This is a genomic window from Amycolatopsis sp. PSD-21 (assembly GCF_055561455.1).
This window is the reverse complement of record NZ_CM145712.1, coordinates 6,096,736-6,120,469: the sequence shown is the minus strand read 5'-3', so window position 1 is coordinate 6,120,469 and position 23,734 is coordinate 6,096,736. Positions and strand designations below refer to the sequence as shown.

Genomic DNA, 23,734 nt, shown 5'->3' with positions numbered 1-23,734 from the left:
TCAGTGGGCGGCCGTGCCGTCGCGGGTGACCTGGTCCGCGCGGTGAGGTCGGCAGAACGTGCACACGAGGGTCTGCCCGACCTCACCACCGTTGTCGGCGACGAGCCGGGCGACGTGCACCGTGGGGCGGCCACACCGTTCGCATTCGAGGGTCGTGCCGTCGCGGTCGATGACCATGCGGGTGATCATGGGACCTCCTCCAAGGAGCAGTGGCCTGCCGGGTACCCCCACCCGGTTTCGCCCTACCCCGGAGGAGCCCCATGTCACTCGAATGGCGCAGTGCTCAAGTCGTGGCGACGGCGTCCCGTGCCTTCTCGCCGCCGGCCACCGCGCTTTCCCGCGCGCAGTGGGCGCAGCAGAAGAACCGGTCCTCGACCTGGACACCGTGCCCGACCACGCGGCAACCGCAGTGGTCGCAGATCGGCGCCAGCTGGTGGATGGCGCATTCGAACGAGTCGAAAGTATGCGCCCCTCCATCGACGGTATGGATCTCGAATGTCTTCTCGTAGTCGTTTCCACAGACTTCGCAGGCGGCCATCGGGCATCCTCCTCGATCTCGCTCCGGTGCCGATGGGCTACCCGGCCCGGTTCTCCGGCAACCACGGACTCGTACATGAATCGAGGCGAAAAGGGGTAATCCACAAGAGGTGATTCGCATGGAGCGACCGGGCCCGATCCGCTGGGTGCAGTACGTCTACGGACGTCGGCTGCCCGAGCGATACCGGGAGTGGGTCCTGCACGACGCGACGGCGCGGACGTGGCTGCTGCGTTTCGCCGCCCGGATCTGTTTCGAGGCCTTGCCGTGGCTCGTGGCCGCGTTCGTACTGCTGGTGACGCTGACGCCGCTCCCGGTGGCGCCGGTGCTGGGCGCGCTCGTGCTGAGCCTCTTCCTCGCCCTGTTCTTCACGATGACCAGCGCGGACGAACTCGCCGAGGTCCGGCTCGGCAAACACGGTTTCCCGCGGGGCACGGGCAAAGCCGTCCGGTCCGCCCGTGGTGGCTCGGGCAGCTGGCCCTGATCGGGCTAGCCCGCGTCGCCAGGGACGACCAGGCCGGATTCGTAGGCGAGCACGACGAGTTGCGCGCGGTCACGGGCGTGGAGTTTGGTCATGGCGCGATTGACGTGGGTCTTCGCGGTCAGCGGGCTGATCACCATGCGGCCGGCGATCTCGTCGTTGGACAGGCCCCGGGCGACCAGGGCGACGGCTTCGCGTTCGCGGTTCGTCAGTTCCTTCAGCCCGCCACCCGTTCCGGCGCCGGGCGGCAGGGTGACGTACCGGTCGATCAGCTTGCGGGTGATCGACGGCGCGAGCAGGGCGTCACCCCGGGCGGCGACGCGGACGGCGTGCAGGAAGTCCTCAGGTTCGATGTCCTTGACCAGGAAACCCGCCGCGCCCGCGCGCAGCGCGTCGAAGACGTACTCGTCCAAGCCGTAGTTGGTCAGGATGACGACGTGCACGCCGGACAGGGCCGGATCGGCGGCGATGCGCCGGGTCGCCTCGATCCCGTCGACCACGGGCATCTGGATGTCGATGAGCGCGATGTCGGGCAGGTGCTTCCTGGCGAGCGCCACGCCGTCGCTCCCGTCGGAGGCTTCGGCGACGACCTCGATGTCGTCCTCGACGTCGAGCAGCGCACGGAAGCCGCTGCGGAGTAGCGGCTGATCGTCGACGAGCAGGACACGGATCACGACGTTCGCTCCACGGGAAGTTCGGCCTGGACGGAGAAGCCGCCGGCACTCCGTGGTCCGGCGTGGAGACTGCCGCCGAGGGCGGTGACCCGTTCGCGCATACCCAGCAGCCCGACACCGGGCACCGGTGTGGTGTCCGGGGTGGCCCCGCCGTCGTCGTCGACCCGGATGGCCAGAGCGCCGGGCCGGTGGTCGATCCGCACCGACGCGGTCTTGGCCGCGGCGTGCCGGGCGATATTGGTCAGCGACTCCTGAACGATGCGGTACGCGGTGCGGTCCACCGCGGCGGGCAGGTCGTGCCGCTGCCCGCCGACGATCAGCGTCGCGTCCAGACCTGTCGACTTCGCCCGTTCCACCAGATCGGGGATCCCGTCGAGCCCGTGCGGCGGGTGCGTTCCGTCGTCACGCAAGGCCTCCAGGGTCGCCCGCAGTTCCCGGGTCGCCTCGCGACCGGCTTCCCGGATCGCCAGCAAGGATTCCGGCACCGGTTCACCCCGTTTCGTCGCCAGGTGGACGGCGACTTCGGCCTGCACCTTGATGACGGAGATCTGGTGGGTGAGCGAATCGTGCAGCTCCCGCGCGATGTGCAGGCGCTCCTCGTCGGCCCGCCGCCGCGCGGTCTCCTCGCGCGTGCGTTCGGCCTCGTCGGCCCGGCGTTCGGCCTGTCTCAGCGCTTCACCCGCCGCACCGGCGGCGATCAGCCAGGCCAGCTGGAGCGCGTCCCGGCTCTGCGCGAGCGCATCGCTCATGGTGACGGCGTTGGCGGAGGCCAGGAGCACGAGCGGGAGCGCGGCGATCATGAACAGCGAGCCCGCGACGGCGACGATCCGGTGACCGGCCCGGACAGTGGCGTAGACCGCGACCAGATAGGCGACGACGGGAACGTCGAAACCGAGGGCCTGGTATCCCAAGGCGCACACCCCGGCCACGGCCAGCACCGTGATCGGCGCCCGCCGGTGCGCGGCGAGCGCCAGGCCACCGGCGACCAGCAGCACGTGGCCCAGCGGGTCGAGTCTCGTCGTGGAGTCCACACCGGACAGTCCCGTGACGAGCAGGACCGCCGTCACCCCGGCGGCGATCACCCAGTCCCAGACCCTGCTCATGCGTGCACCCTAGCCAGCCGCCCGCCGGAACGACTCGTCCGCGCGGACCATCCGCGGACTACCGCGGACGTGGTAGTCCGCGCTCTCCTGCGGCATCGGCGGTAGCCCGGATTGTCCGCGTTCGCCGGACGACCGACGCGATCCCGGCGGACACCATCCAGGGTGACCCAGTCATCGAACGAAGGAGCACCCCATGTCGGTCCCTCTGCTGGCCGAGCCGATCGCCGCCGCCTCCCTGACCTCAGGCCGTCTCTGGTCCTTGGCGGCCGCGCTGGCCGGCGTGATCGGGTTGATCGCCGGAGGCTTGGCCCTCGCTCGCATGCGCTCCGGCGACTCCCGGCGCGGGGCCTTCGTGGCGCTCACGGCGGGGCTGCTCGGGATGGCGGGCGGTGGTTACGTCGTGGCCGCCGCCGAGGGTGGTCCCGGCACCGGCTACGGAATCGTCGGCGGGTTCATCGCTCTGGTGCTCGGGCTGCTCGCCACGATCGTCGGGTGGCTCGCCCTGTCACGCGCCCGCCGTGTGGCCTGAAGACCTACCGCGGTTGCGCGGAAGGGTGCTTTCGCGTGATCAGTCGGACGACACGCGTGATCAGTCGGACGACACGCGTGTTCCTGCGGACGGCACGTGGCGGAATCCGGCCGCGGTCGTGTCGTCCGTCCAATCACGCGTGTCGTCTGTCTGATCACGCGTGTCGTCCATTCGGGGCTCGCTCTGCCGGTGTTTCTTGCTCGCCGGGTCTGGCTGGGCGCTTGCCCGGGGGTCGCGAAAGCCACTTTCGGGACATCAGACGTCCCGAAAGTGGCTTTCGCGACACCGCCTCCAGCGCGGAAGCAGTGGCTCCCGGGCAGGAACCTCAGTGATGCGCCGGATAGCGGGCGCGAAGTTCGTCCGCGGTCTTGCCTTCGGTCAGTTGGAGGAGGTACGCGTCCACCGGGGCGTCGGAGCTGAGCTCCGTGAAGTTCCGGTGGACGATCGCTTCGACCTCCTCGCGACCGGCGGGAAAGCGCTCGGTCAGCGCGTCGATCAGTTTCTCGAGGTTTTCGTCGCTGGGCGGCAGGTGCGGCGGGTCAGCGGTCATGACAACTCCACGATCTCGGGAGACGGCACCTCACGACGGTAACCGCCTCGCACGCCGAGGTCTGGATACATCAACTCGTATTGATGTATCTTCACCGCGTGGCGACCGCCGAGATGTCCGACCCGCCGCCGTTCGTGCGGCTGGCGAGTGATCCGCTGCGCTGGCGACTGCTGCGCGAGTTGTCGCACGGCGACCGCCGGGTGCGCGAGCTGGTGGAACTGGTCGGCCAGCCGCAGAACCTGGTGTCCTATCACCTGCGCAAGCTGCGGGCGGCGGAGCTGGTCAAGGCGCGGAGAAGCAGTTTCGACGGCCGCGACACCTACTATCACCTGGATCTGGGGCGGTGTGCGGACGCGCTCGCCCAGGCGGGAGGCTCGCTGCATCCCGCTCTCGTGCCGGATCCGGCGGACGCGAAAGCCACCGGTTCCCGGCTCAAGGTGCTGTTCGTGTGCACCGGCAACAGTGGACGGTCGCCGATGGCCGAGGCGCTGCTGCGGCACCGGGCCGGTCCGTCGGTCGAGGTGGCCAGCGCGGGCAGCCATCCGAAACCGCTGCATCCGGACGCGGTGCGCGTCATGGCCGAGCGCGGCATCGTCCTCGACCATGAACCGTCCCATGTGGACGGTCTCCGGAACAGGCGATTCCATTGGGTGATCAGCCTTTGCGACCGGGTCCGCGAGGTCTGCCCGGAGTTTCCCGGGCATCCGCGCGTCGTCCATTGGAGCCTGCCGGACCCGGCGCGGGAGATCGACGACGCGGGCGAGACCTATCCGGCGTTCCGTCGCCTCGCCGCCGAACTGGACCGCCGGATCGGGTTCCTGACCGCCCAGCTGAAGAACCGGTACGACGAGGTGAAGAGGACATGACTTCGGATCTGGTGAGTGTGCGTTATCTGGTCGACGACGTCGCGGCGGCCGTCGAGTTCTACACCGGGCACCTGGATTTCACCGTGCGTTCGAGTGTGCTGCCCGCGTTCGCGGACGTGGTGCGCGGGAATCTCCGGCTGCTGCTCAGCGGTCCGGCGAGTTCGGCGGGCCGTCCGATGCCGGACGGCACGAAACCGGCGCCGGGCGGCTGGAATCGCATCCATCTCCTCGTCGAGGACATCGACGCCGAGGTCACCAGGCTGCGTGCGGCGGGCGTCGAGTTCCGCAGTGACGTCGTGACCGGGCCGGGCGGTCGTCAGATCGTTTTCGACGACCCGGCGGGCAATCCGGTCGAGCTGTTCCAGCCGGCGGCCCGGTGACATCGCACGGCGAACAGGAGCCCGCGATGCCGCACAAGTCCACTCAGGACGCCGGTCTGGGAACCGTCCTCCTGGAATGGGGCCGGATCGGCTGCATCGGTTTCGGTGGCCCGCCGACGCATATCGCCCTGCTGCGCAAGTTGTGCGTGCAGCGCCGGGGCTGGCTGTCGGATCAGGAGTTCGAGGACGCGATCGCCGCCTGCAACCTGCTGCCCGGCCCGGCGTCGACCCAGCTGGCGATCTTCACCGCGTGGCGGGTGCGCGGCCGCGCGGGGGCGCTGGTCGGCGGCGCGGCGTTCATCGTGCCCGGCCTCGTCGTGATCTTGGCGCTGGCCGCGCTGTTCCTCACCGGTTCGCCGCCGGCATGGGTCCGCGGCGCCGGAGCGGGAGCGGGTGCGGCGGTCGCCGCCGTCGCGGTGCACGCGGGCGTCGGCCTGATCCCGGCGGGGTGGCGGCGCGCGGCCACCACGGGGCGCGTGCGCTGGGCGCTGTACGTCGTCGCGGGTGTCGCGTCGGCCGCCTTCCTCGGTCCGTGGCTGGTGCTCGTCCTGCTGGGCTGCGGCCTGATCGAGCTGACCGTGAACCGCGCACGCCGCGGCGAGTCCACCGCCGCGCTGTTCGCCGTCCCCGTCCAATCCTTGGCCGCCGCGGCCGCGGGTGCCGGGGTGTTCGCGTCGGTGGCGTGGGTGGCGCTCAAGGTCGGGATGCTGTCCTACGGCGGCGGTTTCGTGATCATCCCGCTCATGCAGGACGACGCGGTGAACACCTACGGCTGGATGACCGCGGGGGAGTTCCTCAACGCGGTCGCGCTCGGCCAGGTCACCCCGGGGCCGGTCGTGCAGACCGTCGCCGTCGTCGGCTACGCGGCGGCGGGGCTCGCCGGCGGCCTCCTCGCCTCGCTGGTCGCCTTCGCCCCGTCGTTTCTCTTCATTCTCTTCGGTGCCAAGCATTTCGACCGGCTCCGCGGCAACCCGAACGTGCGGGCGTTCCTCGACGGCGCAGGCCCGGCCGCCGTCGGGGCCATCCTCGGCTCGGCGGTCCCGCTCGCGCTCAGCCTGACCCAGGCATGGCAGTACGCCGTACTCGCCGGTGCCGGGGTCCTGCTGTTCGTGTTACGGCGCGGAGTGGTGACCACGATCCTGGTCGCGGCGGGTGCCGGAACCGTTTTCGCGCTGGCGGGGGCGCTCCTGCCGAGTTAGCCCAGCCCGCGGGTGGTGACGACCCGCGCGTTGCCGTCGGCCAGGTGGTACGACAGCCCGGCGACGGCGGTCTCGCCTGCCTCGATCTTGTCGGCGAGCAGCCTGGAGCGGTCGACGAGGAGGTCGACAGTGTGGCGGATGTGCTCGTCGATGATGTCGTCGTTCTCGGTGAGCCCGGCGGCCTGGGCGGCGAGCACACTCGGGGTGACCCGCTCGATGACGTCGCGGACGAAGCTGTTGGTGCCGAGTCCGCCGGTCAGCGCCGCGCGGGTCGCGGCGACGGCGCCACAGGAGTCGTGGCCGAGGACGACGACCAAGGGAGCCTTGAGGATGCTGACGGCGTACTCGATGCTGCCCAGCACCTCCGAACCGGCGACGTGGCCGGCGGTGCGGACGACGAACAGGTCGCCGAGTCCGCGGTCGAAGATGATCTCGGCGGCCAGTCGCGAGTCGGAACAGCCGAAGAGGACGGCGAAAGGGCTCTGTTCGGGAGCGGTTTCGGTGCGGCGTACCGCGTCCTGGTTCGGGTGTTCCGGGGTTCCGGCGACGAACCGCCGGTTACCGGAGAGCAGAAGGTCGAAGGCCTCGGAAGGGGTCGGCGGCGCGTCGCTCATGATCGGGACATTACCGGGTGGCGGTATGACGGGCAGCTCACCGGACGCACGTCACAGATCGAGCCGCGCGGAGACGGCGCGCATGGCGCGGCCGACGGCCTGGAGGTCTTCGGGCGCGATCACGTCCACGAAGTGGTCGCGAACCGTGCGGAGGTTGTCCGGCGCCGCGCGCAGCAGGGTCTCGTACCCCTTGTCGGTGAGCCGCGCCCGCACACCACGGCCGTCGTCGGCGGTCGATTCCCGCTGGACCAGGCCCCGGCTTTCCAGCCCGCCGACGCGGTGCGACAGCCGGCTGCGCGAGTAGTACGCCGATTTCGCCAGGTCCGCCATGCGCATCGACCGGCCGGTGGCTTCGGACAGCCGCACCAGGAGTTCGAACTCGGCCAGCGAAAGGCCGTGCTCCTCGCGCAGCCGCCGGTCGAGCAGGTCGATGAAGCGCACGGAGCCTTCGATGAACGCACGCCAGTCGCGCTGCTGTTCCGGGTCGAGCCAGTCGGTCACGGCGCACACCGTAACAGTTGACGGCTTCAACCACTTCGGGCTAGCTTTGGTTGAAGACTTCAACTAGATGGGAACGAGATGGCGAACGAAGCCTGGGTGATGCAGGAGAAGGACGCGGAAGTCATCGAGAAGCCCGCGTTGTGGTTGCTGGCCGACGGCGAGCACACGGGCGGGTTTCTCGGCGCCAACCGGTTGTCGCTCCGAGCCGGGGAACCCGGCACGAAACCGCACTACCACGAGAAATCCGCGGAGGCCTTCTACGTGCTGGAAGGGGCGCTGCGCATGCTGGTGGGCACGGAAACGGTCACGGTCGAGCGAGGGGGATACGTGGTGATCCCGCCGGGCGTGCGGCACGCGTTCGCCGCGCCGCCGGACCGGGCCGCGGACGTCCTCATCACGCTGGCGCCTGGCGTCGACCGGTTCGGCTATTTCCGCGTCCTGCCCGAGATCCTGCGCGGGAACGTCGCGCCGGAGGAAGTCGAGCGGCTGCACGAGCGGTACGACGTCCACTTCGTCGACGCGCCGGAGTGGGACACGGCCTAGCCGATACGGAGCCGCCGCGTCGCCTCTTCGTCGATGCTGACCCTCCTGACCGACCCGACGCCGCCCGATCCGGTGAGCACCATCGCCGCGAGCAGGAGGGGGAACAGCAGGGTGCGCACGACCATGGCCCAGCAGGCCGCCGCGCCGATCCGCCCGCCGTCCTTGATCCGGACGAGCCGGGTCCCGGTGAACGCGGCGCCGAGCACGCGGCCGTCGCCGAAGAACAGGCCATAGAGCACCGGGACACCGATCAGCAGGCCGAGCAGCGTCAGCAGCGCCGCGCTGTCGGGGATCACCCTGTTCCGGGTGGCGACCGCGAACACGACGAAACCGATCGCCGTGCCCAGGACGTAGACGGCGAAATCCACCAGCCAGGCCAGGAACTCGGCCCACCCGCCGGCCGACACGTACAGGGTCCCGTCGTCGAATTTGGCGAGTCGTTTCGCGACCTTCGGGCCGAGGGTGCGTTCGACCTGTTCCCTCGCGGCGGTGAGCTGGTCGGTCATCGAGTGCCCCCACGTGTCTCTCCGGTCCGGGGCATTATGCGGCGCGGGCCCGGCTGTGGTGCGAACAGCCCACGTCACCCCGGCAGGGCATGCTTCGATAGGCGATCGACGGTTCGGCGGGTGATGAGGCATGACGAGCGACAGTGACGTCCGGGACATCCGGCGGCGGCCCCTGACGACTTACGTCGGCCGTGCGGACGAGGAGAACGAGGTCCGGCGGCTGCTCGGCGCGGGACGTCTGGTGACCTTGACCGGCGCCGGCGGGGTGGGCAAGACCCGCCTGGCGGCCCAGGTGGCCAGTTCGCTCACCCGGGAGTTCCCCGGCGGCGTCGCGGTCGCCGGGCTGGGGGAACTGCGGGACGAACGGCTCGTCCCGCGTGCGGTCGCCGACAGCCTCGGCCTGCACGACACGGCGGGGCGCACCGACCTGGACGCCGTCGTCGCGTATCTGCGTCCGCGGCGGTCGTTGCTGCTGCTGGACAACTGCGAGCATCTCCGCGACGGCAGCGTGGAGCTGGTGACGGCGTTGCTGCGGGAATGCCGGGAGCTCGTGGTCCTCGCCACCAGCCGCTGCTCCCTGGGGCTCGCCGGTGAGCAGGTCCTGACGATCCCGCCCCTGGCCGTGCCCCGGGACGAGCTCGCCACACCCGAAGCGGCGCTCACCTTCGGCGCGGTACGGCTGTTCGCGGAGCGCGCCGCCAACGTCCTGCCCGCGTTCGAGGTCACCGAAGGCAACGTCGCGGACGTCGTCCGCCTCTGCCGTGGCCTCGACGGACTGCCGCTGGCGATCGAACTGGCGGCGGCCCGGATCCGCGCCTTGTCGCCGTCGCAGATCGCCGATCGGGTCGAGCAGAACTCGGGGGTGCTGGCGAGCGGCCTCCGGATGCCCGTCGAGCGGCATCGGACGCTGCGCGCCACGATCGACTGGAGCCACTCCCTCTGCACCGAGACCGAGCGGATCGTCTGGGCGCGCTGTTCGGTGTTCGCGGGGCAGTTCGACCTGGCGGGCGTCGAGGCCGTCTGTGCCGAGGAGGGCGGTTTGGACTCCCTGGCCGTACTGGACGCGGTGGACGGTCTGGTCGACAAATCGGTGCTGGCCCGGATCGACGGCACGGACAGGGTCCACTACCGGATGCTCCGGCTCCTCCGCGAATACGGCGGACGGCGGCTCGCCGCTTCGGGAGACGAGCTCGCCGTGGCGAGGAAGCACCGTGACCACTACGCCCGGCTCATCGCCCAGGCCGCCGAAGCCTGGTTCGGGCCGGGGCAGGACGAGGCCTACGAGCGCCTGACGGCCGCCCACGCCGACATCCGCGAAGCGTTGTCGTGGTCGCTTCGAACCCCCGGTGAAAGCCGGGTGGCGCTGGAGATGGCCACCGGCACGATCGAATACTGGGTGGCCCGCGGCGCGGCCTGGGAACTGCGGGACTGGATCGATCGCGCGCTCGACGCGGCGCCGCCGGAGACCCCGGGACGGGCGAGGGGGCTGGCGATCGCGGCCCTGTGCGCCGCGCTGCACGCGGATCTTCCGCTTGCCCGGCGGCGGTTGGCCGCCGCCGAGGCCCTTGGGGACGAAGACGCGGCTCCCTACATCGCGCATGCGAGTGCCTTCGTGAGGATGCTGTCGATCGAGCCGAACACCATGATCCGCGCGGCGGAGGCGGTGCGGCTGTTCGGTGAGCGAGGCGACGTACGGCGGCAGATGCACCCGATGTTCATCCAGGGGGTCGCTCTCGCCTACCGAGGGGATCTCCCTGGAGCGCGGGAGCTGCTGGGCTCGATGCGTCGGCTGTGCGAAGAAGCGGGGGAGTACCGGTATCGCTCCATGGCCCTGTTCGGGCTGGGGGTCGCGGAGGTCTGTTTCGGCGGAGATCTCGACGAGGGGGAACGCTGGATCCGTGCCGCGCTGGAGATCGACCTCCGCGCCTCCGATGTGCTGTCTGTGGCCTATCGGGTGGACAGCCTCGCCTGGGTGGCCGCGCGGCGGGAGGACTGGGTCCGTGCGGCGGAACTGTTCGGAACCGCCGCCACGCTGTGGGACCGCTGCAGCGCCGAACCCGACGTGGCCGTCACGATGACCCACCGGATGTTCCACAAGGCCACCCGGGACGCCTTGGGAGCGGCGCGGTTCGACGCCGCGTTCGCCGAGGGACGGCGGCGGAACCCGCACGACGCCCTGAGCGGCCCGCCGTCCGAGCCCGTCGGCGAGCAGGCCGTGCTCGCGCCGCTGACGCCCCGCGAATCGGAGATCGCGCGGCTGGTCGCGGCCGGGCTGAGCAACCGGGAGATCGCGGCGAGGCTGGTCATCGCCCGGCGCACGGTGGAGACGCATCTGCAGCACATCTCGCACAAGCTCGACTTCGTGAACCGGACCCAGCTGGCCGTCTGGGTCGAGCAGCGGCCGCTGTGACCTCCTGGGAGCACAGCGGCCGCGGGACGCCCGGCGTCAGTCGATCGGGCAGGTTCCCTGGTACACGGCGATCTTCGGGTCGTTCGCCGGAAGCGGGCACAGGAACTGCTCGTACCTGGTGTCCTGGTCCACGAAGCGTTTGAGCCACGAAAGGCTGTACTTCGCGATGGTCACGTTCGGGTTCGTGGGCGCCATGTGGCCGGCCCCGGCCAGCAGCATGTACGCCTTGTCCAGCGACGCGGGAAGGCTTTGGTAGAACGGCCGGGAATGGGAGCCGTCCGGGGCGATGAAGTCGTTCTGGGCACTGACGACGAAGGTGGGGACCTTCAGGTCGGAGAACGTCGTGTTCGGATTCCAGCCCGTCAGCGGGATCGCCGCCTTCAGCGTGGGCGCCTTCTGGGACGCGATCAGCGCCCCGCCGCCACCCATCGAATGCCCCATGACGGCCAGCCTGTTCGGGTCGACCCGGCTCTTGGCCTGGCTCGAATCGGTGACGTAACGCAGCGCCGCGAGCAGCTGGTCGGAGCGCCTGTCCGGGGTGTCCCAGAGGCTGTTGGTCGAGAACGTGATGACGACGAAACCCTGGGACGCCAGCCGCGGGCCGTACCAGGCGATCGCCGCCTCCGACTCCAGGAAGCCGGGCGCGATCGCGATCGCGCCGAACGTACCCTGGCCGGTGGCGGTCGGGTAGTGGATCGTCCCGCCGCCGAAACCTTGTCCGGCGGGGACTTTCTCGGTGGCGGTCTGGAACGTACCGCGATCCGCTTCGATACTGGCTTTCGTCGGCGCCGGGCCGCGGGCATACGGACTCTCTTCGGCGGCGGCCGGTACCGCCGCCACGAGAAGTGCGGTCACCGCACTGAGAACCGCGGCGCCCCACGTTGATCCACGCTTCATTGCGCATGTCCTCTCGGAAGAACCGTTCCGAGGCCGGAACGGATTCCCAGATATAGCGGGATTCCGGGGAAACGCGCGTCGTGGAAACTACTGAGACGCGGAAAATTGTCATGTGGCGGTGGATTCCGCGGTCGTGAATGGTGAGATCCGTCCTGGTTGCCGGAGGCGGCGTGTCGCGAAAGCCACTTTCGCGACGTCTGATGTCCCGAAAGTGGCTTTCGCGACACGCGTTCGTGGCGCCACGTGCCTCGGCCGAGCGGTCTGGCGCGGAGGCGTTGCGAAAGCCACTTTCGCAACCTTCAACGTTGCGAAAGTGGCTTTCGCATCACGTCACCTTGGGGAAGCCCCTCCGACCACCGCTCAGGCCCCCGGCCGGTTCCCGGTCGGGATCGTGATGGGGGTGGTCGTCGGCGAGGTGCCCTTGTTGAGGAACAGCATCGCCAGCGCGCGCACCAGCTGGTCGAACATGTAGAAGCCGGCGGGCATGACGGGGATCAGCCCCTCGCGGAAGGCGATGTAGGCGGGCCACGCGGTGCGGATGAGGGCCGCGGACGCGTAGTCGCGGCGCAGTCCGAGCCAGTCGCCGATCGCGTCGCTCAGCACGTAGCGTACGAATTCGTTGAGGAATCCGCGGGTGACGCCCAGATCGATCTGCGCGGTCAGCCCGAGCAGGTCTTCGGCGAGCTCCTTCCCTTCGTGCGATGGGGAAAGGATCGGGGTGAGCACCTGCGCCGACTGTGCGTGCGCGGCGGCCCACGTCTTCGGGATGAACTCCTCCCGGACGCCGAGCAGGTGGATGGCGACCTGCCACATGTGGAGGAAGGCCTCTTCGTCGGCGGCCGACATCGGGACCTTCCACTCGCGCAGCTTCCGGTGCACGTAGGTGCCGAGGCTGTGGAAGGTGACCAGGATGTCGCCGTTGCTGATCGGGATCCGCTCGTCCGCGACGGCCTTCCAATGCGCCGACTGCGGCAGCAGATGCCGCACCGCGGCGTGCACGAGCCTGGTCTTGTTGGCGGTGACCACGAACTGGCCGCCGGGTTCGAAAGCGTTCAGATCGCTCAGGTCGTAGCCGAAGGTGAACGTCTTGGCCGCGCGGTCCTGCATGTCGGCCCCGCCCGCGGACCAGTAGACCGATTTGGCCTCACGTGGGATGACGGTGCTCATGATGCCGCTGCCGAGCCCGTACAACATGAACAGATAGGTGTCCTTGCGCCGGTTGAAATCGGCCGCGCGGCGCAGTTTCGCGGGGTCGGCCCAGGACGGCAGCTTGTGGACGCCCTGGAGGTAGCCGGCGAGATCGGCGGGCAGGCCGCCGGGCAGCGGATCGTTGTTGTCCACCCAGGGTTTCAGCGCGGTGTTGACCGCCGGAACCTGGCCCGCCTCGAGGATCCTCGCCATGATGCGGTCGATTTCGTCGTCCCAGACCCACCACGGGTCGGCGGCCGAACCGGATCGCGTCGCACCCCAGGCCGGTGCGACGCTCGCCGCGCCGACCAGCCCCAAGGCGACACCGAGGGACAGGACGTTCCTCCTGCTGAGATCGCTCATTTACTGACCTAACTTCCTTGGTAGGCATCCGATGAGTGATTCGCTAGTGACGTACGCGTTTCTCGTCCAGGTCGCGGAGGGAACCCTTGACCACCTTCCCGCCCGCGTTGCGCGGGAGTTCGGCGACGACCACGAGATCCTTGGGCAGCTTGAAGGACGCGAGCCTGCCTTCGAGGAATTCGGCCAGTTCCGCCAAGGACGGTCCGCCGTCGGGCGGAGTGGTGACGAACGCGACCGGCACCTGGCCCCAGCGCTCGTCGGGCCTGCCGATCACGGCGACCTCCACCACCGACGGATGCGCGGAGATCGCGTTCTCCAGTTCGGCGCAGTAGATGTTCTCGCCACCGCTGATGATCATGTCCTTCTTGCGGTCGACCACCCAGATGAAGCCGTCTTCGTCCTGGGAGACCAGATCGCCGGAGTGGAACCAGCCACCGGCGAAGGCTTCCGCGGTCTCCCGAGGTTTCTTCCAGTACCCCTTGGTCACCGTCGGGCCGCGATAGACGATCTCGCCGACCTCGCCCGGTGCGACGTCGTTCATGTCGTCGTCCACGACGCGGTATTGAAGGGTCGGGATCGGTTTGCCGACGGAGCCGAGTTTGCGCATCGAGTCCTCGCCGCTGAGGACGCAGGTGATCGGGGAGGTCTCGGTCTGGCCGAACACGGCCACGTTGAGAGCACCGGGGAACTTCTCGGCCATGGCGAGGAGTGTCGTCCTGGACGCGGGAGCCGCGCCCCAGCTGATGATCCGCAGTTTCAGGTCGCGGTCGGCGATGTCCGGCTGAGCGCAGATCAGGTCCCATTGCTGGGGGACGTTGAATACCACGGTGGCGCCTTCGCGCTCGTAGGCGTCGAGCACCGCGCGCGGATCGAAGGCGCCCAGTGGATGGATCACGACCACGCCGCCGACCAGGAAGTTCGCCACGATCGAACCCAGGCCCGCGATGTGGAAGAAGGGCGCGGTCAGGAAGGCGACGTCGGTGTTGTCGAAGATCTTCATCGCCCGGATGCAGGTGATCGCCTGCATCTGCAGGTTGCGATGGGACAGCATCACCCCTTTCGGTCTGCCGGTGGTGCCCGAGGTGTACATGATCAGCGCGGTCGACTCTTCGCTGACGTCCGGCAGCTCCAGCGGCTCGTGCGCGGTCAGGAATTCCTCGTACGACTCCCCGAGCACGAGCACCGTCCCGATCGACGCGGCGTTCGGCGCGGCGTCGAGCAGGGGCAGCAGCCGCTCGTCGACGACGATGGCGGACGGTGTGCAGTCGGCGAGGATGTAGTCGAGCTCCGCCGGCGCGAGCCGGAAGCTGAGCGGGACGGCCATGGCGCCCAGGCTGTTCGCCGCGAACACGGTTTCCACGAACCACGGGTGGTTCAAGGTCAGCGTGGCCACCCGATGGCCTTCGGCGACCCCGTGCGCGGCGAGCCCGGCGGCCAACCGCAAGGACCGCTCGGAAAGCTCTGCCCAGGTGGTCGTCTCCCCGAGGTACCGCAGGGCGGGCTTGTCCGGACGCATCATCGCGTGGGTCGCCGCGTGCGCCATCCAGTGGTGCCGGAAGGACGAGGCGGGAGCCGAAGCGGTCGACATGGCCATCCTCAGGTGTCGGAACGGGACTGGTCGCGAAGCCAGTATGCATGCCAAAGTGCCGGTTGAGAACCCATAAGTTAATCGGGAATCACATCAGGGCCCGGTCTTCGCCGGTCAGTTCCCGTGCCGGTGATCCGGTTCGTGGTTGACTTCCCCGCATGGCCCAGTTCCCGTCCGCAGCCGCTCGGCACCCGCGATGAGCGCCGACTCGACCGCGGCCGTCCGGCCCCGCAACCGCAAGCAGACGATCGTCGACGCGGCCGGCCGGATCTTCAGCGAACACGGCTACCACGCGGCGTCGATGGAGGAGATCGCCGCCGACGTCGGCATCACCGCGGCGGCCCTGTACCGGCACTTCCCGAACAAGTACGCGCTGTTCGCCGCGTGCGCGAACATCATGGCCGACCGGCTCGTCGCCACCCTCGACGAGGTCGCGCCCGGCGCGCCGCTGGCGGAGGTCCTCGCCGCCGTCACGCGGGGCACGGTCACCCATCGGGCGTCGAGCGGCCTGTACCGCTGGGAATCCCGGTATCTCGACCGTGACGACCGGCATTCGCTCGCGCTGAAATTCGGTCAGGTCGTGGACCGGGTGGCCGACGCGGTGCAGCGGGAGTACCCGCTCCCCGACGCGGGCCTGCGGGCCGTGGCGGCGCTCGGCGTGATCGGGTCCATCACGATGCACCGCACGTCGATCGCCCAGCGCCGGGTCGAAGAGGTGCTGGTGGAGTCGGCGCTGCGGGTGGCCGCGACCGACCCGGCGACGGGTGGCGGGAGCGCACACGCCGTCGAGCTGCCGTCCAGCCCGGAGTCGCGTACCCGGCGTTCGGAGATCATCGCGGCCGCCATCCCGCTGTTCGAACAGGACGGGTTCGCCAACGTCACGAACGGCCGGATCGCCGAGGCCGTGGGGCTGGTGCCGTCCGCGCTCTACCGGTATTTCCCTGGTAAGGCCGACATCCTCGCCGCCGCCTGCCTGCAGGCCGCGGGGATTCTGGCCCAGGCGGTGGAACAGAACCTTCGCGGTGTCGGCGACCCGGGCCAAGCCCTGCTCGCACTGGCGCGGACGTATGTGGCGTACAGCTTCGAGCACACCGCGCTCACGAGCGTCGCCAACGCGGAACTGGCGGGCCTCCCGGCCGCTCTGCAGCGGCCCTTGGTCAGCGCGCAGCGCGAGCACATCGCCGTCTGGGAAAGGGAATTACGGTCGGCCAGGCCGGAACTCGGCCAGCGTCAGGCGAGGGTGCTCGTGCACGCGGGTTTCGGGGTGGTGGTCGAGGCGGGCCGGAGGTTGCGCTGGGAGGACGTCCCCGCCAACCGTGACGCGGTGAGCGCGCTGCTCGTGGGCGCTTTGGGCATCTGACGGACCTAGGGTTCGCGGTGGCCGAGCCCGGCGGAGACCTGTCGCGCCGCGCGGCCGACGACGCGGTTCAGGCCGCGCATGCGGGCGGCGGGCATGTACGGCCGGGTCGCCGAAACGCTGATGGCGCCGGCGATCGCGCCGGTGGCGTCCCGGATCGGCGCCGCGACACAGCGGATCCCCGGTTCGTTGTCCTCCAGGTCCATCGCCACCCCGGACTCCGCGTACTCGCGCATCCGCGCCAGGAAGGCGTCGACGTCCTCCGGGCGCACCCGGCCGGGTTCCGCCGGTGTCTCGGCCAGATACAGCTCCCGCCACTCCGGCGCGGAGTCCAGCAGCAGCGCCATGCCGACCCCGGTGCGGGTCAACGGCATCCGGTGCCCGATACGGGAGCGCATCTCCGCGCCCCGTGAACCCGGCAGCTTGTCCAGGTACAGCAAGGAATCCCCGTCGCGGACGGCCAGATGCACGGTGTCCCGCAACTGCTCCGCCAGCTCCTCCAGCACCGGCCGGGCGACCACCGGCAGCGGACTTCCGTGCAGGGCTTGGAAACCCAGCTCGATCAAGGTCGGCCCGAGTGTGTAGCCGTCCCGTCCGCTGCGCAGATAGCCCTCGCCGACCAGCAGCTGGACCAGCCGGTGCGCGGTGCTGCGGCCCAGGCCGGTGTGGTCGACCAGGGCGCGGAGGTCGGTCGCGCCGTTCGCGACCGCGCGGATCACCGCGAGGCCGCGGGCGAGGGTCTGGGTGCCGGGCGGTGCCGTGTCGGACATGGCTGGATCCTACATATAGGGACGGCGATCGCATTATCGGGAACGCGACCGCACGATGTCGCTCGTGACGGACACTGAACCCGCCTTGATCGCGCTCGACTGGGGGACCTCCGGTCAGCGCGCCTGGCTGCTCGGCAGGGACGGCGGGATCCTGGCCTCCCGCGACGCCGGGCGCGGACTGCTCACCACGACCGAGGACGTGGACCTCCGGGACCCGCGAGCGAGGGCGGCCGCCTACGAGTCGGCCTTCCGGCAGGCCTGCGGTGACTGGCTGACTGCGTATCCCGGGCTTCCCGCGCTCGCCTCCGGGATGGTGGGCAGCGCGCAGGGCTGGATCGACTCCGGCTATCGCACCGTCCCGGCGCCGCTCGATTTCCCTTCGCTCGTCCCGGTTTCCCATCGCGACGGCGTGCTCCATCTCGTGCCGGGGCTGCGGATCCCGTCCGGTGAAGACCCGGGCGACGTGATCCGCGGCGAGGAAACGCAACTCGTCGGCGCGCTCGAGACGCTCGGGCACCCCGGCGGACCGCTCACCGTGGTGCTCCCCGGCACGCACAGCAAATGGGTCCGCGTCGAGAACGGGATCGTCACCGGCTTCACCACCGCGATGACCGGCGAACTGTACGGATTGCTGACCGCACACGGCATTCTCGCCCGCACGGCCGCCGATCCGGTCGCCGACGACGCGGCCTTCTCGCGGGGACTGGCCGCGGGACGGCGTTCGCGAGGACTCGCCACCGAGGCGTTCGGCGCCCGGCCGCTCGTGCTCGACGGCGTACTGGAGCCGGAGTCGTTGCCCGACTACCTCTCCGGCGTCCTGATCGCCGACGAGGTTTCGCATCTGCTGCACGCGTCGGACACACACGTCGTCCTTTGTGGAGCGAGCGAACTCTGCCGTCGTTATGCCGCCGCACTCGCCGGAAGGGGAGTGGAGGCCACCGTGCTCTCCGAGGAGATCACCGTCCGGGGGTTGTGGCGTATCGCGACGGCCGCCGGACTGCTCGAAGACCGTCTCGAAAGGACACTGAAGCCGTGACCGGTTTGATCGCGATCCTGCGCGGAGTGACCCCGGCCGAGGTCGTCGGCATCGGCCGGGCGCTCGTCGACGCGGGCTTCCCCGCCATCGAGGTGCCACTGAACTCGCCCGAGCCGTTCGAGAGCGTCCGCCTGCTCGCCGACGCGTTCGGCGAATGGTGCGAGATCGGCGCGGGCACCGTGCTCACCACCGAAGACGTCGGCCGGGCGCGGGCGGCCGGGGCGCGGATGATCGTGGCGCCCAACACCGATCCCGCGGTGATCTCCGCCGCCGTGGCCGAGGGGATGACGCCGTATCCCGGCGTGGCCACGCCCACCGAGGCCTTCGCCGCGGTGGCCGCGGGAGCGCGGAATCTCAAGCTGTTCCCCGCCGGCGCGGTCGGGATCGGGGGCATGAAGGCGTGGCGCGCCGTGCTGCCACGCGAAATCGGGCTGCTGCCGGTCGGCGGCGTCGACGAAGCGAACCTGGCGGACTGGGCCGCCGCCGGGGCGGCCGGGGCGGGGCTGGGTTCCTGCCTCTACCGGCCGGGTGACGACGCGGACGCGGTCGGCGCCCGTGCCCGCGAATTTTCCAGGATTTGGCACCAGGACTAAGGAAGAGACCCATGAAGATCGTGTCAATGACGACATATCAGGTGCCGCCGCGCTGGTCGTTCCTGAAGATCGAAACCGACGAGGGCGTCACCGGCTGGGGTGAACCGGTCCTGGAGGGCCGGGCCGCTTCGGTGGCCGCCACCGTGGAGGAGCTTTCCGACCACCTGATCGGCAAGGATCCTTCGCGGATCGAGGATCTGTGGACGGTGCTCTACCGCGGCGGGTTCTATCGTGGCGGTGGTATCCACATGAGCGCGCTGGCCGGGATCGACCAGGCGCTGTGGGACATCAAGGGCAAGGCGCTCGGCGTCCCGGTCCACGAACTGCTCGGCGGCCGGGTGCGCGACCGGATCAAGGTGTACTCGTGGATCGGCGGAGACCGCCCCGCCGAGACCGCCCGCGCCGCGCGTGAGGTGGTCGATCGCGGATTCAGCGCGGTGAAGATGAACGGCACCGAGGAACTGTCCTATCTGGACACCTGGGACAAGGTCGACCGCTGTGTGGCCAATGTGGACGCGGTGCGCCAGGCGGTGGGCCCGGACATCGGCATCGGGGTGGACTTCCACGGCCGCGTGCACAAGCCGATGGCCAAGGTCCTGCTGCGTGAACTGGAGCCGTACCGGTTGATGTTCGTCGAGGAGCCGGTGCTGTCCGAGCACGTCGACGGGTTCGCCGACGTCCTGCGCAACTCGCCGATCCCGATCGCGCTCGGCGAGCGGCTGTACTCGAGGTGGGATTTCAAGGCGGTGCTGGCCTCGGGCGCCGTCGACATCATCCAGCCGGACCCTTCGCACTGCGGCGGCATCACCGAAGCACGCAAGATCGCGCACATGGCGGAGGCCTACGACGTCGGCCTGGCCCTGCACTGCCCGCTCGGCCCGATCGCGCTGGCGGCGTGCCTGCAGATCGACGCGGGCTGCTACAACGCCACGATCCAGGAACAGAGCCTCGGCATCCACTACAACACGAGCAACGATCTCCTGGATTATCTGGCGGAGCCGTCGGTGTTCGCCTACGACGAGGGACAGGTCGCCATCCCCCGCGGGCCGGGGCTGGGCATCGAGATCAACGAGGAGTACGTCACCGAACGCGCGGCCGAGGGACATCGCTGGCGGAATCCGGTGTGGCGGCACACCGACGGCTCGTTCGCGGAATGGTGAGCGCGATGACGACTTCCGTCCAGACCACTGTGCGCCCGACCCGGTTCCGGGTGCTCATCGCGGTGATGTTGTTCGTCACCGTCGTCATCAACTACCTCGACCGCTCGAACCTGTCGATCGCGATGCCCGCGATCGCCGGCGAACTCGAGCTGACCAAAGCGGAACAGGGCCTGCTGTTGTCGGCCTTCGGCTGGACCTACGCCGCGTTGCAGCTGCCCGGTGGCTGGCTGGTCGACAAGATCCCGCCGCGGCTGCTCTATCCGGCGTGCCTGATCCTGTGGTCGCTCGCGACGTTCTTCATGGGGATCATCGGCGGATTCGTGGCGCTGATCGCGTTGCGGCTGATGGTCGGTGTCTTCGAGGCGCCCGCCTATCCGATCAACAGCAAGATCGCGACCGTCTGGTTCCCGGAACGCGAACGCGCCACGGCCATCGGTTTCTACACCTCGGGCCAGTTCATCGGGCTGGCGCTGCTGACCCCTGTGCTGTCCTGGTTGCAAACCGTGCTTTCGTGGCACTGGGTGTTCATCGCCACGGGCCTGGTCGGCATCCTCTGGGCGGTGCTCTGGTACGCGAAGTACCGGGAGCCGCGCGACTCGCGGGCCAACGAGGCCGAGGTCGAGCTGATCCGCACCGGCGGCGGCCTGGTGGATCTACCGCGTGAACGGCCGGAGCGGGCGCGGATCACCCGAGCGGATCTGGCGACGGTGCTGAGCAGCCGGAAGCTGTGGGGAATCTACTTCGGACAGTTCTGCCTGACCTCGACGCTTTGGTTCTTCCTCACCTGGTTCCCCACGTATCTCGTCGAATACCGGGAAATGGACTACATCAAGTCCGGTTTCCTGGCGTCGCTGCCGTTCATCGCGGCGCTGGTCGGTGTGCTGGCTTCCGGTGTCCTGTCGGATTTCCTGGTGCGCCGTGGTGCTTCGCTCGGGGTGGCGAGGAAGGGGCCGATCATCGCGGGCCTGCTGCTGAGCACCGTGATGGTCGCCGCGGGCTTCACCGACTCGACGACGCTGGTCATCGTCATCCTGTCGATCGCCTTCTTCGGCAACGGGCTCGCGTCGATCACCTGGTCGCTGGTCTCGGCGCTGGCCCCGCGACGGCTGCTCGGGCTGACCGGCGGGATGTTCAACTTCATCGGGAACCTGTCGTCGATCGCGACCCCGATCGTCATCGGCCTGATCGTCACCGACGACAGCTTCGCGCCCGGGTTCGCCTACATGACCGTGATCACGATCGCCGGGATCCTGTCCTACGTCCTCCCGGTCGGCAAGGTCGAGCGCGTCGCGGAGCGGCTGTGACCAGCGCTACATAGATACCCCCTTGGGGTACTTGCGCCGAGTGTGGACCCAGGCATAACTTCGTCTCCGTCAGGTACCCCATGGGGGTATCAACTTCTCGAAAGGACGGTCGTCATGGCGGAGACAACCCCGGACCCACGACGGTGGTGGGCGCTGGGACTCATCGCGCTGGCCCAGTTCATGGTCATCATGGACACCTCGATCATCGGCGTCGCACTACCCGTCATGCAGCAGGACCTCGGGTTCTCCCCGGGGGACCTGTCGTGGGTGTTCAACGCCTACGTCATCGCGTTGGCCGGGCTCCTGCTGCTCGGTGGACGTCTCTCGGACCTGTTCGGCGCGCGGAAGATGTTCACCGCCGGCTGGGTCGTCACCCTCGGCGGTTCCGTGGTCGCCGCGGTCGCGGGTACCGCGTGGGTCGAATTGCTCGGCCGGGTACTGCAAGGCGCGGGAGCGGCGCTGATCGCGCCGTCCGCGCTGACCCTGCTGATGATGCTGTTCGGCGCGCGTCCTCGTGAGCTGACCAAGGCGCTCGCGCTCTACGGCGCGGCCGCCCCGGCGGGTGGTACCGCCGGGGTGTTCCTCGGCGGTGTGATCACCGAATGGCTGTCGTGGCCGTGGATCTTCTGGCTCTACGTCCCGATTTCGCTCATCGCGGTGCTGGCGACCGGCAGGCTGATGCCGTCCGCGCCCGCACGGCGTGGTTCGGTCGACATCGCCGGTGCCATCGCGGCGACCGCGGGCCTCGGGCTGACCGTGTTCGGCGTCGTCCGGGCTCCGGAAGCGGGCTGGGACTCGGCGGGCACGTGGGGCGCGCTGGTGGGCGGGGTCGCCCTGCTCGCGGTGTTCGTGCTGATCCAGCGCAGGCGTGAGGTTCCGTTGGTACGGCTGGGGATCTTCCGGACACCGAACCTCGGCGGCGCGAACCTCGCGCAGTTCCTGCTCGGCGCGGCGTGGATCCCGATGTGGTACTTCCTCAACCTGTACCTGCAGCAGGTGCTGGGATACGGGGCCTTCGCCAGCGGTGCGGCGCTGCTGCCGATGACGGTGCTGATCGTCGTGCTGATGGTCGCGGTCGCGCCCCGGCTGATCGGCCGGTTCGGGCCGAAGAAGATGATCATCGGTGGTCTGTGGGCACTCGCCACGGGTCTGGTGTGGCTGTCGTTCGTCAGCCCGACGGGCAATTTCCTGGTCGACGTCCTGCCCGCGTCGCTGGTCGCGGCTCTGGGCCAGGCGCTGGCGTTCATCCCGTCGCTCGGCACGGCGATTTCCAGCGCGAAGCCGGAGGAAGGTGGGCTGGCGTCGGGGATCGTGAACACCTCGTACCAGATCGGTTCGGCGCTCGGCCTCGCCGCGATGACCGCGGTCGGCGTGTCGTTCGGCGCGGGGCGGATCGGGGACCCGGTCGCGCTGACCGGCGGATACTCGGCCGCGTTCCTCGGGGCCGCGGGAATCGCGGTCGCCGGTGGCTTCCTGGCCATGGCCACCCTGCGCTTCCCCCGGAGCGCGCCGAGCGAAGTCACCGGAGGTGACCCGGCGGTCGTGCGATGACCGGCTGTATCCCGTGTGGAGGGTGAGACCGTTCCAGGTCCGCCCTCCACACGTGTTTTCGGGCCCGGCCTCACATTCCGCGCGGCTGCCTCGTCGGTTGGACAGGAACATCCACCAACGCAAGGAGATCGCGATGAACGCCAGGCTCGACTACTTCGGCAACAAGGTCGGCGGAAAGTTCGTGAAGGCTCTCGTCTCGGCGAACAAGGGGCTGGTCGACTCGCCGCTGTCGCTCACGATCCAGGAACTGGTACGGATGCGCGCGAGCCAGATCAACGGCTGCGCGGTGTGCCTGGACATCCACACCAAGGAAGCGGCCGCCGCGGGCGAAACGGACGTGCGGATCAACCTGGTCGCCGTGTGGCGGGAGGCGAACTGCTTCACCGAGGCCGAGCGTGCCGCGCTGGAGGTGACCGAACAGGCCTGCCGGATGGCCGACGGCGGCGGCGTCACCGATGAGGCGTGGTCGAACGCCGCCAAACACTTCGACGAAGACCAGCTCGCCGCGCTGGTCGGAGTGATCTCGCTGATCAACGCCTTCAACCGGATGAACGGCATCATCCAGAACCCCGGCGGCGACTACCGGGTCGGGCAGTTCGCATGACCGCCGCCGAGACAGCCCGCAACCGGGCGGCGTTCGATCGCTTCCACGACGCGACCAACAGTGGCAGCTACGACGTCATCGAGAAGATGATCGACGAGGTCGTCGCGCCGGACGTGGTGTTCCACGCGCCGGTGCCGATGGAGACGACGGGAGCGCAGGCACTGAAACAGGTGTGGACGGTGCTGCTTCGCGCGTTCCCCGACCTGCGGGTCACGGCCGAGGACGTGCTCGCCGTCGGCGACAAGATCGTCTGCCGCAACACCGTCACCGGCACCCATGGGGGCGAATACCGGGGAATGCCCGCCACCGGGAAACCGGTTTCCTACAGCGAGATCTTCATCCTCCGCTTCGCCGGAGGGCGGGTCGCCGAGATCTGGGGCGTCGTCGACGTCCTCACCCAGCTCCGGCAACTCGGCGCCCTCGCGGCGTAGC

General features: G+C 69.4%; 27 protein-coding genes. 15 read left to right on the top strand and 12 right to left on the bottom strand.

The genetic code is table 11. The annotated features are described in order from the left end of the window. On the bottom strand, nucleotides 1-189 hold the full coding sequence (locus ACZ1DY_RS28620) for a hypothetical protein (protein ID WP_126735966.1): 189 nt from the start codon (nucleotides 187-189) through the stop codon (nucleotides 1-3). 94 nt (nucleotides 190-283) lie between these two features. After that, on the bottom strand, nucleotides 284-538 hold the full coding sequence (locus tag ACZ1DY_RS28615; RefSeq protein ID WP_257485629.1) for a Prokaryotic metallothionein: 255 nt from the start codon (nucleotides 536-538) through the stop codon (nucleotides 284-286). Nucleotides 539-656: 118 nt separating this feature from the next. Between ACZ1DY_RS28615 and ACZ1DY_RS28610 the strand changes: the two genes are divergently transcribed. Continuing rightward, entirely contained in the window at nucleotides 657-1,019 is a 363-nt protein-coding gene (locus tag ACZ1DY_RS28610; RefSeq protein ID WP_465481466.1) for a DUF5313 family protein, read from the top strand. Nucleotides 1,020-1,024: 5 nt separating this feature from the next. Here ACZ1DY_RS28610 and ACZ1DY_RS28605 read toward each other — a convergent pair whose 3' ends face one another. Further along, nucleotides 1,025-1,690: a response regulator gene (locus ACZ1DY_RS28605; RefSeq protein WP_465481465.1), complete on the bottom strand. Its 666-nt coding sequence runs from the start codon at nucleotides 1,688-1,690 to the stop codon at nucleotides 1,025-1,027. Beyond that, the gene (locus tag ACZ1DY_RS28600; protein ID WP_465481464.1) at nucleotides 1,687-2,793 is read right to left on the bottom strand and encodes a sensor histidine kinase; all 1,107 of its coding nucleotides are present in this window, start codon (nucleotides 2,791-2,793) and stop codon (nucleotides 1,687-1,689) included. Before ACZ1DY_RS28600 ends, ACZ1DY_RS28605 begins: the two co-directional genes overlap by 4 nt. Before the next feature lie 193 nt (nucleotides 2,794-2,986). Here ACZ1DY_RS28600 and ACZ1DY_RS28595 point away from each other — a divergent pair, with 193 nt between their 5' ends. Then, on the top strand, nucleotides 2,987-3,322 hold the full coding sequence (locus tag ACZ1DY_RS28595; RefSeq protein ID WP_465481463.1) for a DUF6223 family protein: 336 nt from the start codon (nucleotides 2,987-2,989) through the stop codon (nucleotides 3,320-3,322). 325 nt (nucleotides 3,323-3,647) lie between these two features. On the opposite strand, the gene ACZ1DY_RS28590 is transcribed toward ACZ1DY_RS28595, so the two are convergent. Beyond that, complete coding sequence (locus ACZ1DY_RS28590; RefSeq protein ID WP_192741410.1) at nucleotides 3,648-3,872, bottom strand: three-helix bundle dimerization domain-containing protein; 225 nt, start codon at nucleotides 3,870-3,872, stop codon at nucleotides 3,648-3,650. 83 nt (nucleotides 3,873-3,955) lie between these two features. On the opposite strand from ACZ1DY_RS28590, the gene ACZ1DY_RS28585 reads away from it, so the two are divergent. From ACZ1DY_RS28585 to chrA, 3 genes are read left to right on the top strand one after another with little or no spacing between them, the layout of a single operon-like run. Next, a complete protein-coding gene (locus tag ACZ1DY_RS28585; RefSeq protein WP_465481462.1) occupies nucleotides 3,956-4,738 on the top strand; it encodes an arsenate reductase/protein-tyrosine-phosphatase family protein in 783 nt (260 codons plus the stop codon). Next, nucleotides 4,735-5,118: a VOC family protein gene (locus ACZ1DY_RS28580; RefSeq protein ID WP_257485635.1), complete on the top strand. Its 384-nt coding sequence runs from the start codon at nucleotides 4,735-4,737 to the stop codon at nucleotides 5,116-5,118. The genes ACZ1DY_RS28585 and ACZ1DY_RS28580 overlap by 4 nt, the downstream gene beginning before the upstream one ends. Nucleotides 5,119-5,144: 26 nt before the next feature. Next, the gene (chrA, locus tag ACZ1DY_RS28575) at nucleotides 5,145-6,317 is read left to right on the top strand and encodes a chromate efflux transporter (protein ID WP_465481461.1); all 1,173 of its coding nucleotides are present in this window, start codon (nucleotides 5,145-5,147) and stop codon (nucleotides 6,315-6,317) included. Here the strand turns inward: chrA and ACZ1DY_RS28570 are convergent. Together ACZ1DY_RS28570 and ACZ1DY_RS28565 are read right to left on the bottom strand one after the other, a co-directional pair. Further along, complete coding sequence (locus ACZ1DY_RS28570) at nucleotides 6,314-6,931, bottom strand: carbonic anhydrase (RefSeq protein ID WP_465481460.1); 618 nt, start codon at nucleotides 6,929-6,931, stop codon at nucleotides 6,314-6,316. The two genes, chrA and ACZ1DY_RS28570, sit on opposite strands and share 4 nt — an antisense overlap. 51 nt (nucleotides 6,932-6,982) lie before the next feature. Continuing rightward, nucleotides 6,983-7,432, bottom strand: coding sequence for a MarR family winged helix-turn-helix transcriptional regulator (locus tag ACZ1DY_RS28565; protein ID WP_257485638.1), 450 nt, complete (start codon nucleotides 7,430-7,432; stop codon nucleotides 6,983-6,985). Nucleotides 7,433-7,510: 78 nt separating this feature from the next. Here ACZ1DY_RS28565 and ACZ1DY_RS28560 point away from each other — a divergent pair, with 78 nt between their 5' ends. Next, on the top strand, nucleotides 7,511-7,975 hold the full coding sequence (locus tag ACZ1DY_RS28560) for a cupin domain-containing protein (RefSeq protein ID WP_257485639.1): 465 nt from the start codon (nucleotides 7,511-7,513) through the stop codon (nucleotides 7,973-7,975). On the opposite strand, the gene ACZ1DY_RS28555 is transcribed toward ACZ1DY_RS28560, so the two are convergent. Then, on the bottom strand, nucleotides 7,972-8,481 hold the full coding sequence (locus ACZ1DY_RS28555; RefSeq protein ID WP_465481459.1) for a hypothetical protein: 510 nt from the start codon (nucleotides 8,479-8,481) through the stop codon (nucleotides 7,972-7,974). The two genes, ACZ1DY_RS28560 and ACZ1DY_RS28555, sit on opposite strands and share 4 nt — an antisense overlap. Before the next feature lie 130 nt (nucleotides 8,482-8,611). Here ACZ1DY_RS28555 and ACZ1DY_RS28550 point away from each other — a divergent pair, with 130 nt between their 5' ends. Next, the gene (locus ACZ1DY_RS28550; RefSeq protein WP_465481458.1) at nucleotides 8,612-10,891 is read left to right on the top strand and encodes an ATP-binding protein; all 2,280 of its coding nucleotides are present in this window, start codon (nucleotides 8,612-8,614) and stop codon (nucleotides 10,889-10,891) included. A 36-nt stretch (nucleotides 10,892-10,927) separates the two neighbouring features. Here ACZ1DY_RS28550 and ACZ1DY_RS28545 read toward each other — a convergent pair whose 3' ends face one another. The 3 genes from ACZ1DY_RS28545 to ACZ1DY_RS28535 form a co-directional block, all read right to left on the bottom strand. Continuing rightward, on the bottom strand, nucleotides 10,928-11,788 hold the full coding sequence (locus ACZ1DY_RS28545; protein WP_257485641.1) for a dienelactone hydrolase family protein: 861 nt from the start codon (nucleotides 11,786-11,788) through the stop codon (nucleotides 10,928-10,930). 360 nt (nucleotides 11,789-12,148) lie between these two features. After that, the gene (locus ACZ1DY_RS28540; protein WP_257485642.1) at nucleotides 12,149-13,339 is read right to left on the bottom strand and encodes an oxygenase MpaB family protein; all 1,191 of its coding nucleotides are present in this window, start codon (nucleotides 13,337-13,339) and stop codon (nucleotides 12,149-12,151) included. A 43-nt stretch (nucleotides 13,340-13,382) separates the two neighbouring features. Then, nucleotides 13,383-14,927: an AMP-binding protein gene (locus tag ACZ1DY_RS28535; protein ID WP_465481457.1), complete on the bottom strand. Its 1,545-nt coding sequence runs from the start codon at nucleotides 14,925-14,927 to the stop codon at nucleotides 13,383-13,385. A 196-nt stretch (nucleotides 14,928-15,123) separates the two neighbouring features. On the opposite strand from ACZ1DY_RS28535, the gene ACZ1DY_RS28530 reads away from it, so the two are divergent. Beyond that, nucleotides 15,124-16,287 (top strand): TetR/AcrR family transcriptional regulator, encoded by a 1,164-nt coding sequence (locus ACZ1DY_RS28530; protein WP_465481456.1) that lies wholly within the window; start codon nucleotides 15,124-15,126, stop codon nucleotides 16,285-16,287. 5 nt (nucleotides 16,288-16,292) lie between these two features. Here ACZ1DY_RS28530 and ACZ1DY_RS28525 read toward each other — a convergent pair whose 3' ends face one another. Continuing rightward, the gene (locus ACZ1DY_RS28525) at nucleotides 16,293-17,054 is read right to left on the bottom strand and encodes an IclR family transcriptional regulator (protein WP_465481455.1); all 762 of its coding nucleotides are present in this window, start codon (nucleotides 17,052-17,054) and stop codon (nucleotides 16,293-16,295) included. Nucleotides 17,055-17,109: 55 nt separating this feature from the next. Here ACZ1DY_RS28525 and ACZ1DY_RS28520 point away from each other — a divergent pair, with 55 nt between their 5' ends. The 7 genes from ACZ1DY_RS28520 (at nucleotide 17,110) to ACZ1DY_RS28490 (ending at nucleotide 23,733) form a co-directional block, all read left to right on the top strand. Continuing rightward, entirely contained in the window at nucleotides 17,110-18,090 is a 981-nt protein-coding gene (locus ACZ1DY_RS28520; protein ID WP_465481454.1) for a 2-dehydro-3-deoxygalactonokinase, read from the top strand. Beyond that, a complete protein-coding gene (locus ACZ1DY_RS28515) occupies nucleotides 18,087-18,683 on the top strand; it encodes a 2-dehydro-3-deoxy-6-phosphogalactonate aldolase (RefSeq protein WP_465481453.1) in 597 nt (198 codons plus the stop codon). Before ACZ1DY_RS28520 ends, ACZ1DY_RS28515 begins: the two co-directional genes overlap by 4 nt. An 11-nt stretch (nucleotides 18,684-18,694) precedes the next feature. Further along, on the top strand, nucleotides 18,695-19,843 hold the full coding sequence (gene dgoD / locus ACZ1DY_RS28510; protein ID WP_465481452.1) for a galactonate dehydratase: 1,149 nt from the start codon (nucleotides 18,695-18,697) through the stop codon (nucleotides 19,841-19,843). Nucleotides 19,844-19,848: 5 nt separating this feature from the next. Next, a complete protein-coding gene (locus tag ACZ1DY_RS28505) occupies nucleotides 19,849-21,147 on the top strand; it encodes an MFS transporter (protein ID WP_465481451.1) in 1,299 nt (432 codons plus the stop codon). 114 nt (nucleotides 21,148-21,261) lie between these two features. Continuing rightward, on the top strand, nucleotides 21,262-22,698 hold the full coding sequence (locus ACZ1DY_RS28500; RefSeq protein WP_465481450.1) for an MFS transporter: 1,437 nt from the start codon (nucleotides 21,262-21,264) through the stop codon (nucleotides 22,696-22,698). 133 nt (nucleotides 22,699-22,831) lie between these two features. Beyond that, nucleotides 22,832-23,302 (top strand): carboxymuconolactone decarboxylase family protein, encoded by a 471-nt coding sequence (locus ACZ1DY_RS28495; protein WP_257485651.1) that lies wholly within the window; start codon nucleotides 22,832-22,834, stop codon nucleotides 23,300-23,302. Continuing rightward, on the top strand, nucleotides 23,299-23,733 hold the full coding sequence (locus tag ACZ1DY_RS28490) for an ester cyclase (RefSeq protein ID WP_465481449.1): 435 nt from the start codon (nucleotides 23,299-23,301) through the stop codon (nucleotides 23,731-23,733). The genes ACZ1DY_RS28495 and ACZ1DY_RS28490 overlap by 4 nt, the downstream gene beginning before the upstream one ends. The last annotated feature ends 1 nt before the right edge of the window (nucleotide 23,734 follow it).

Excerpts from the sequence above, each read along its gene's own strand:
- ACZ1DY_RS28620 (WP_126735966.1), bottom strand. The coding sequence starts at position 189 with ATGATCACCCGCATGGTCATCGACCGCGACGGCACGACCCTCGAATGC.
- ACZ1DY_RS28615 (WP_257485629.1), bottom strand. The coding sequence starts at position 538 with ATGGCCGCCTGCGAAGTCTGTGGAAACGACTACGAGAAGACATTCGAG.
- ACZ1DY_RS28610 (WP_465481466.1), top strand. The coding sequence starts at position 657 with ATGGAGCGACCGGGCCCGATCCGCTGGGTGCAGTACGTCTACGGACGT.
- ACZ1DY_RS28600 (WP_465481464.1), bottom strand. The coding sequence starts at position 2,793 with ATGAGCAGGGTCTGGGACTGGGTGATCGCCGCCGGGGTGACGGCGGTC.
- ACZ1DY_RS28595 (WP_465481463.1), top strand. The coding sequence starts at position 2,987 with ATGTCGGTCCCTCTGCTGGCCGAGCCGATCGCCGCCGCCTCCCTGACC.
- ACZ1DY_RS28590 (WP_192741410.1), bottom strand. The coding sequence starts at position 3,872 with ATGACCGCTGACCCGCCGCACCTGCCGCCCAGCGACGAAAACCTCGAG.
- ACZ1DY_RS28585 (WP_465481462.1), top strand. The coding sequence starts at position 3,956 with ATGTATCTTCACCGCGTGGCGACCGCCGAGATGTCCGACCCGCCGCCG.
- ACZ1DY_RS28580 (WP_257485635.1), top strand. The coding sequence starts at position 4,735 with ATGACTTCGGATCTGGTGAGTGTGCGTTATCTGGTCGACGACGTCGCG.
- chrA (WP_465481461.1), top strand. The coding sequence starts at position 5,145 with ATGCCGCACAAGTCCACTCAGGACGCCGGTCTGGGAACCGTCCTCCTG.
- ACZ1DY_RS28570 (WP_465481460.1), bottom strand. The coding sequence starts at position 6,931 with ATGAGCGACGCGCCGCCGACCCCTTCCGAGGCCTTCGACCTTCTGCTC.
- ACZ1DY_RS28560 (WP_257485639.1), top strand. The coding sequence starts at position 7,511 with ATGGCGAACGAAGCCTGGGTGATGCAGGAGAAGGACGCGGAAGTCATC.
- ACZ1DY_RS28555 (WP_465481459.1), bottom strand. The coding sequence starts at position 8,481 with ATGACCGACCAGCTCACCGCCGCGAGGGAACAGGTCGAACGCACCCTC.
- ACZ1DY_RS28550 (WP_465481458.1), top strand. The coding sequence starts at position 8,612 with ATGACGAGCGACAGTGACGTCCGGGACATCCGGCGGCGGCCCCTGACG.
- ACZ1DY_RS28545 (WP_257485641.1), bottom strand. The coding sequence starts at position 11,788 with ATGAAGCGTGGATCAACGTGGGGCGCCGCGGTTCTCAGTGCGGTGACC.
- ACZ1DY_RS28540 (WP_257485642.1), bottom strand. The coding sequence starts at position 13,339 with ATGAGCGATCTCAGCAGGAGGAACGTCCTGTCCCTCGGTGTCGCCTTG.
- ACZ1DY_RS28535 (WP_465481457.1), bottom strand. The coding sequence starts at position 14,927 with ATGTCGACCGCTTCGGCTCCCGCCTCGTCCTTCCGGCACCACTGGATG.
- ACZ1DY_RS28530 (WP_465481456.1), top strand. The coding sequence starts at position 15,124 with ATGAGCGCCGACTCGACCGCGGCCGTCCGGCCCCGCAACCGCAAGCAG.
- ACZ1DY_RS28525 (WP_465481455.1), bottom strand. The coding sequence starts at position 17,054 with ATGTCCGACACGGCACCGCCCGGCACCCAGACCCTCGCCCGCGGCCTC.
- ACZ1DY_RS28520 (WP_465481454.1), top strand. The coding sequence starts at position 17,110 with ATGTCGCTCGTGACGGACACTGAACCCGCCTTGATCGCGCTCGACTGG.
- dgoD (WP_465481452.1), top strand. The coding sequence starts at position 18,695 with ATGAAGATCGTGTCAATGACGACATATCAGGTGCCGCCGCGCTGGTCG.
- ACZ1DY_RS28505 (WP_465481451.1), top strand. The coding sequence starts at position 19,849 with ATGACGACTTCCGTCCAGACCACTGTGCGCCCGACCCGGTTCCGGGTG.
- ACZ1DY_RS28500 (WP_465481450.1), top strand. The coding sequence starts at position 21,262 with ATGGCGGAGACAACCCCGGACCCACGACGGTGGTGGGCGCTGGGACTC.
- ACZ1DY_RS28495 (WP_257485651.1), top strand. The coding sequence starts at position 22,832 with ATGAACGCCAGGCTCGACTACTTCGGCAACAAGGTCGGCGGAAAGTTC.
- ACZ1DY_RS28490 (WP_465481449.1), top strand. The coding sequence starts at position 23,299 with ATGACCGCCGCCGAGACAGCCCGCAACCGGGCGGCGTTCGATCGCTTC.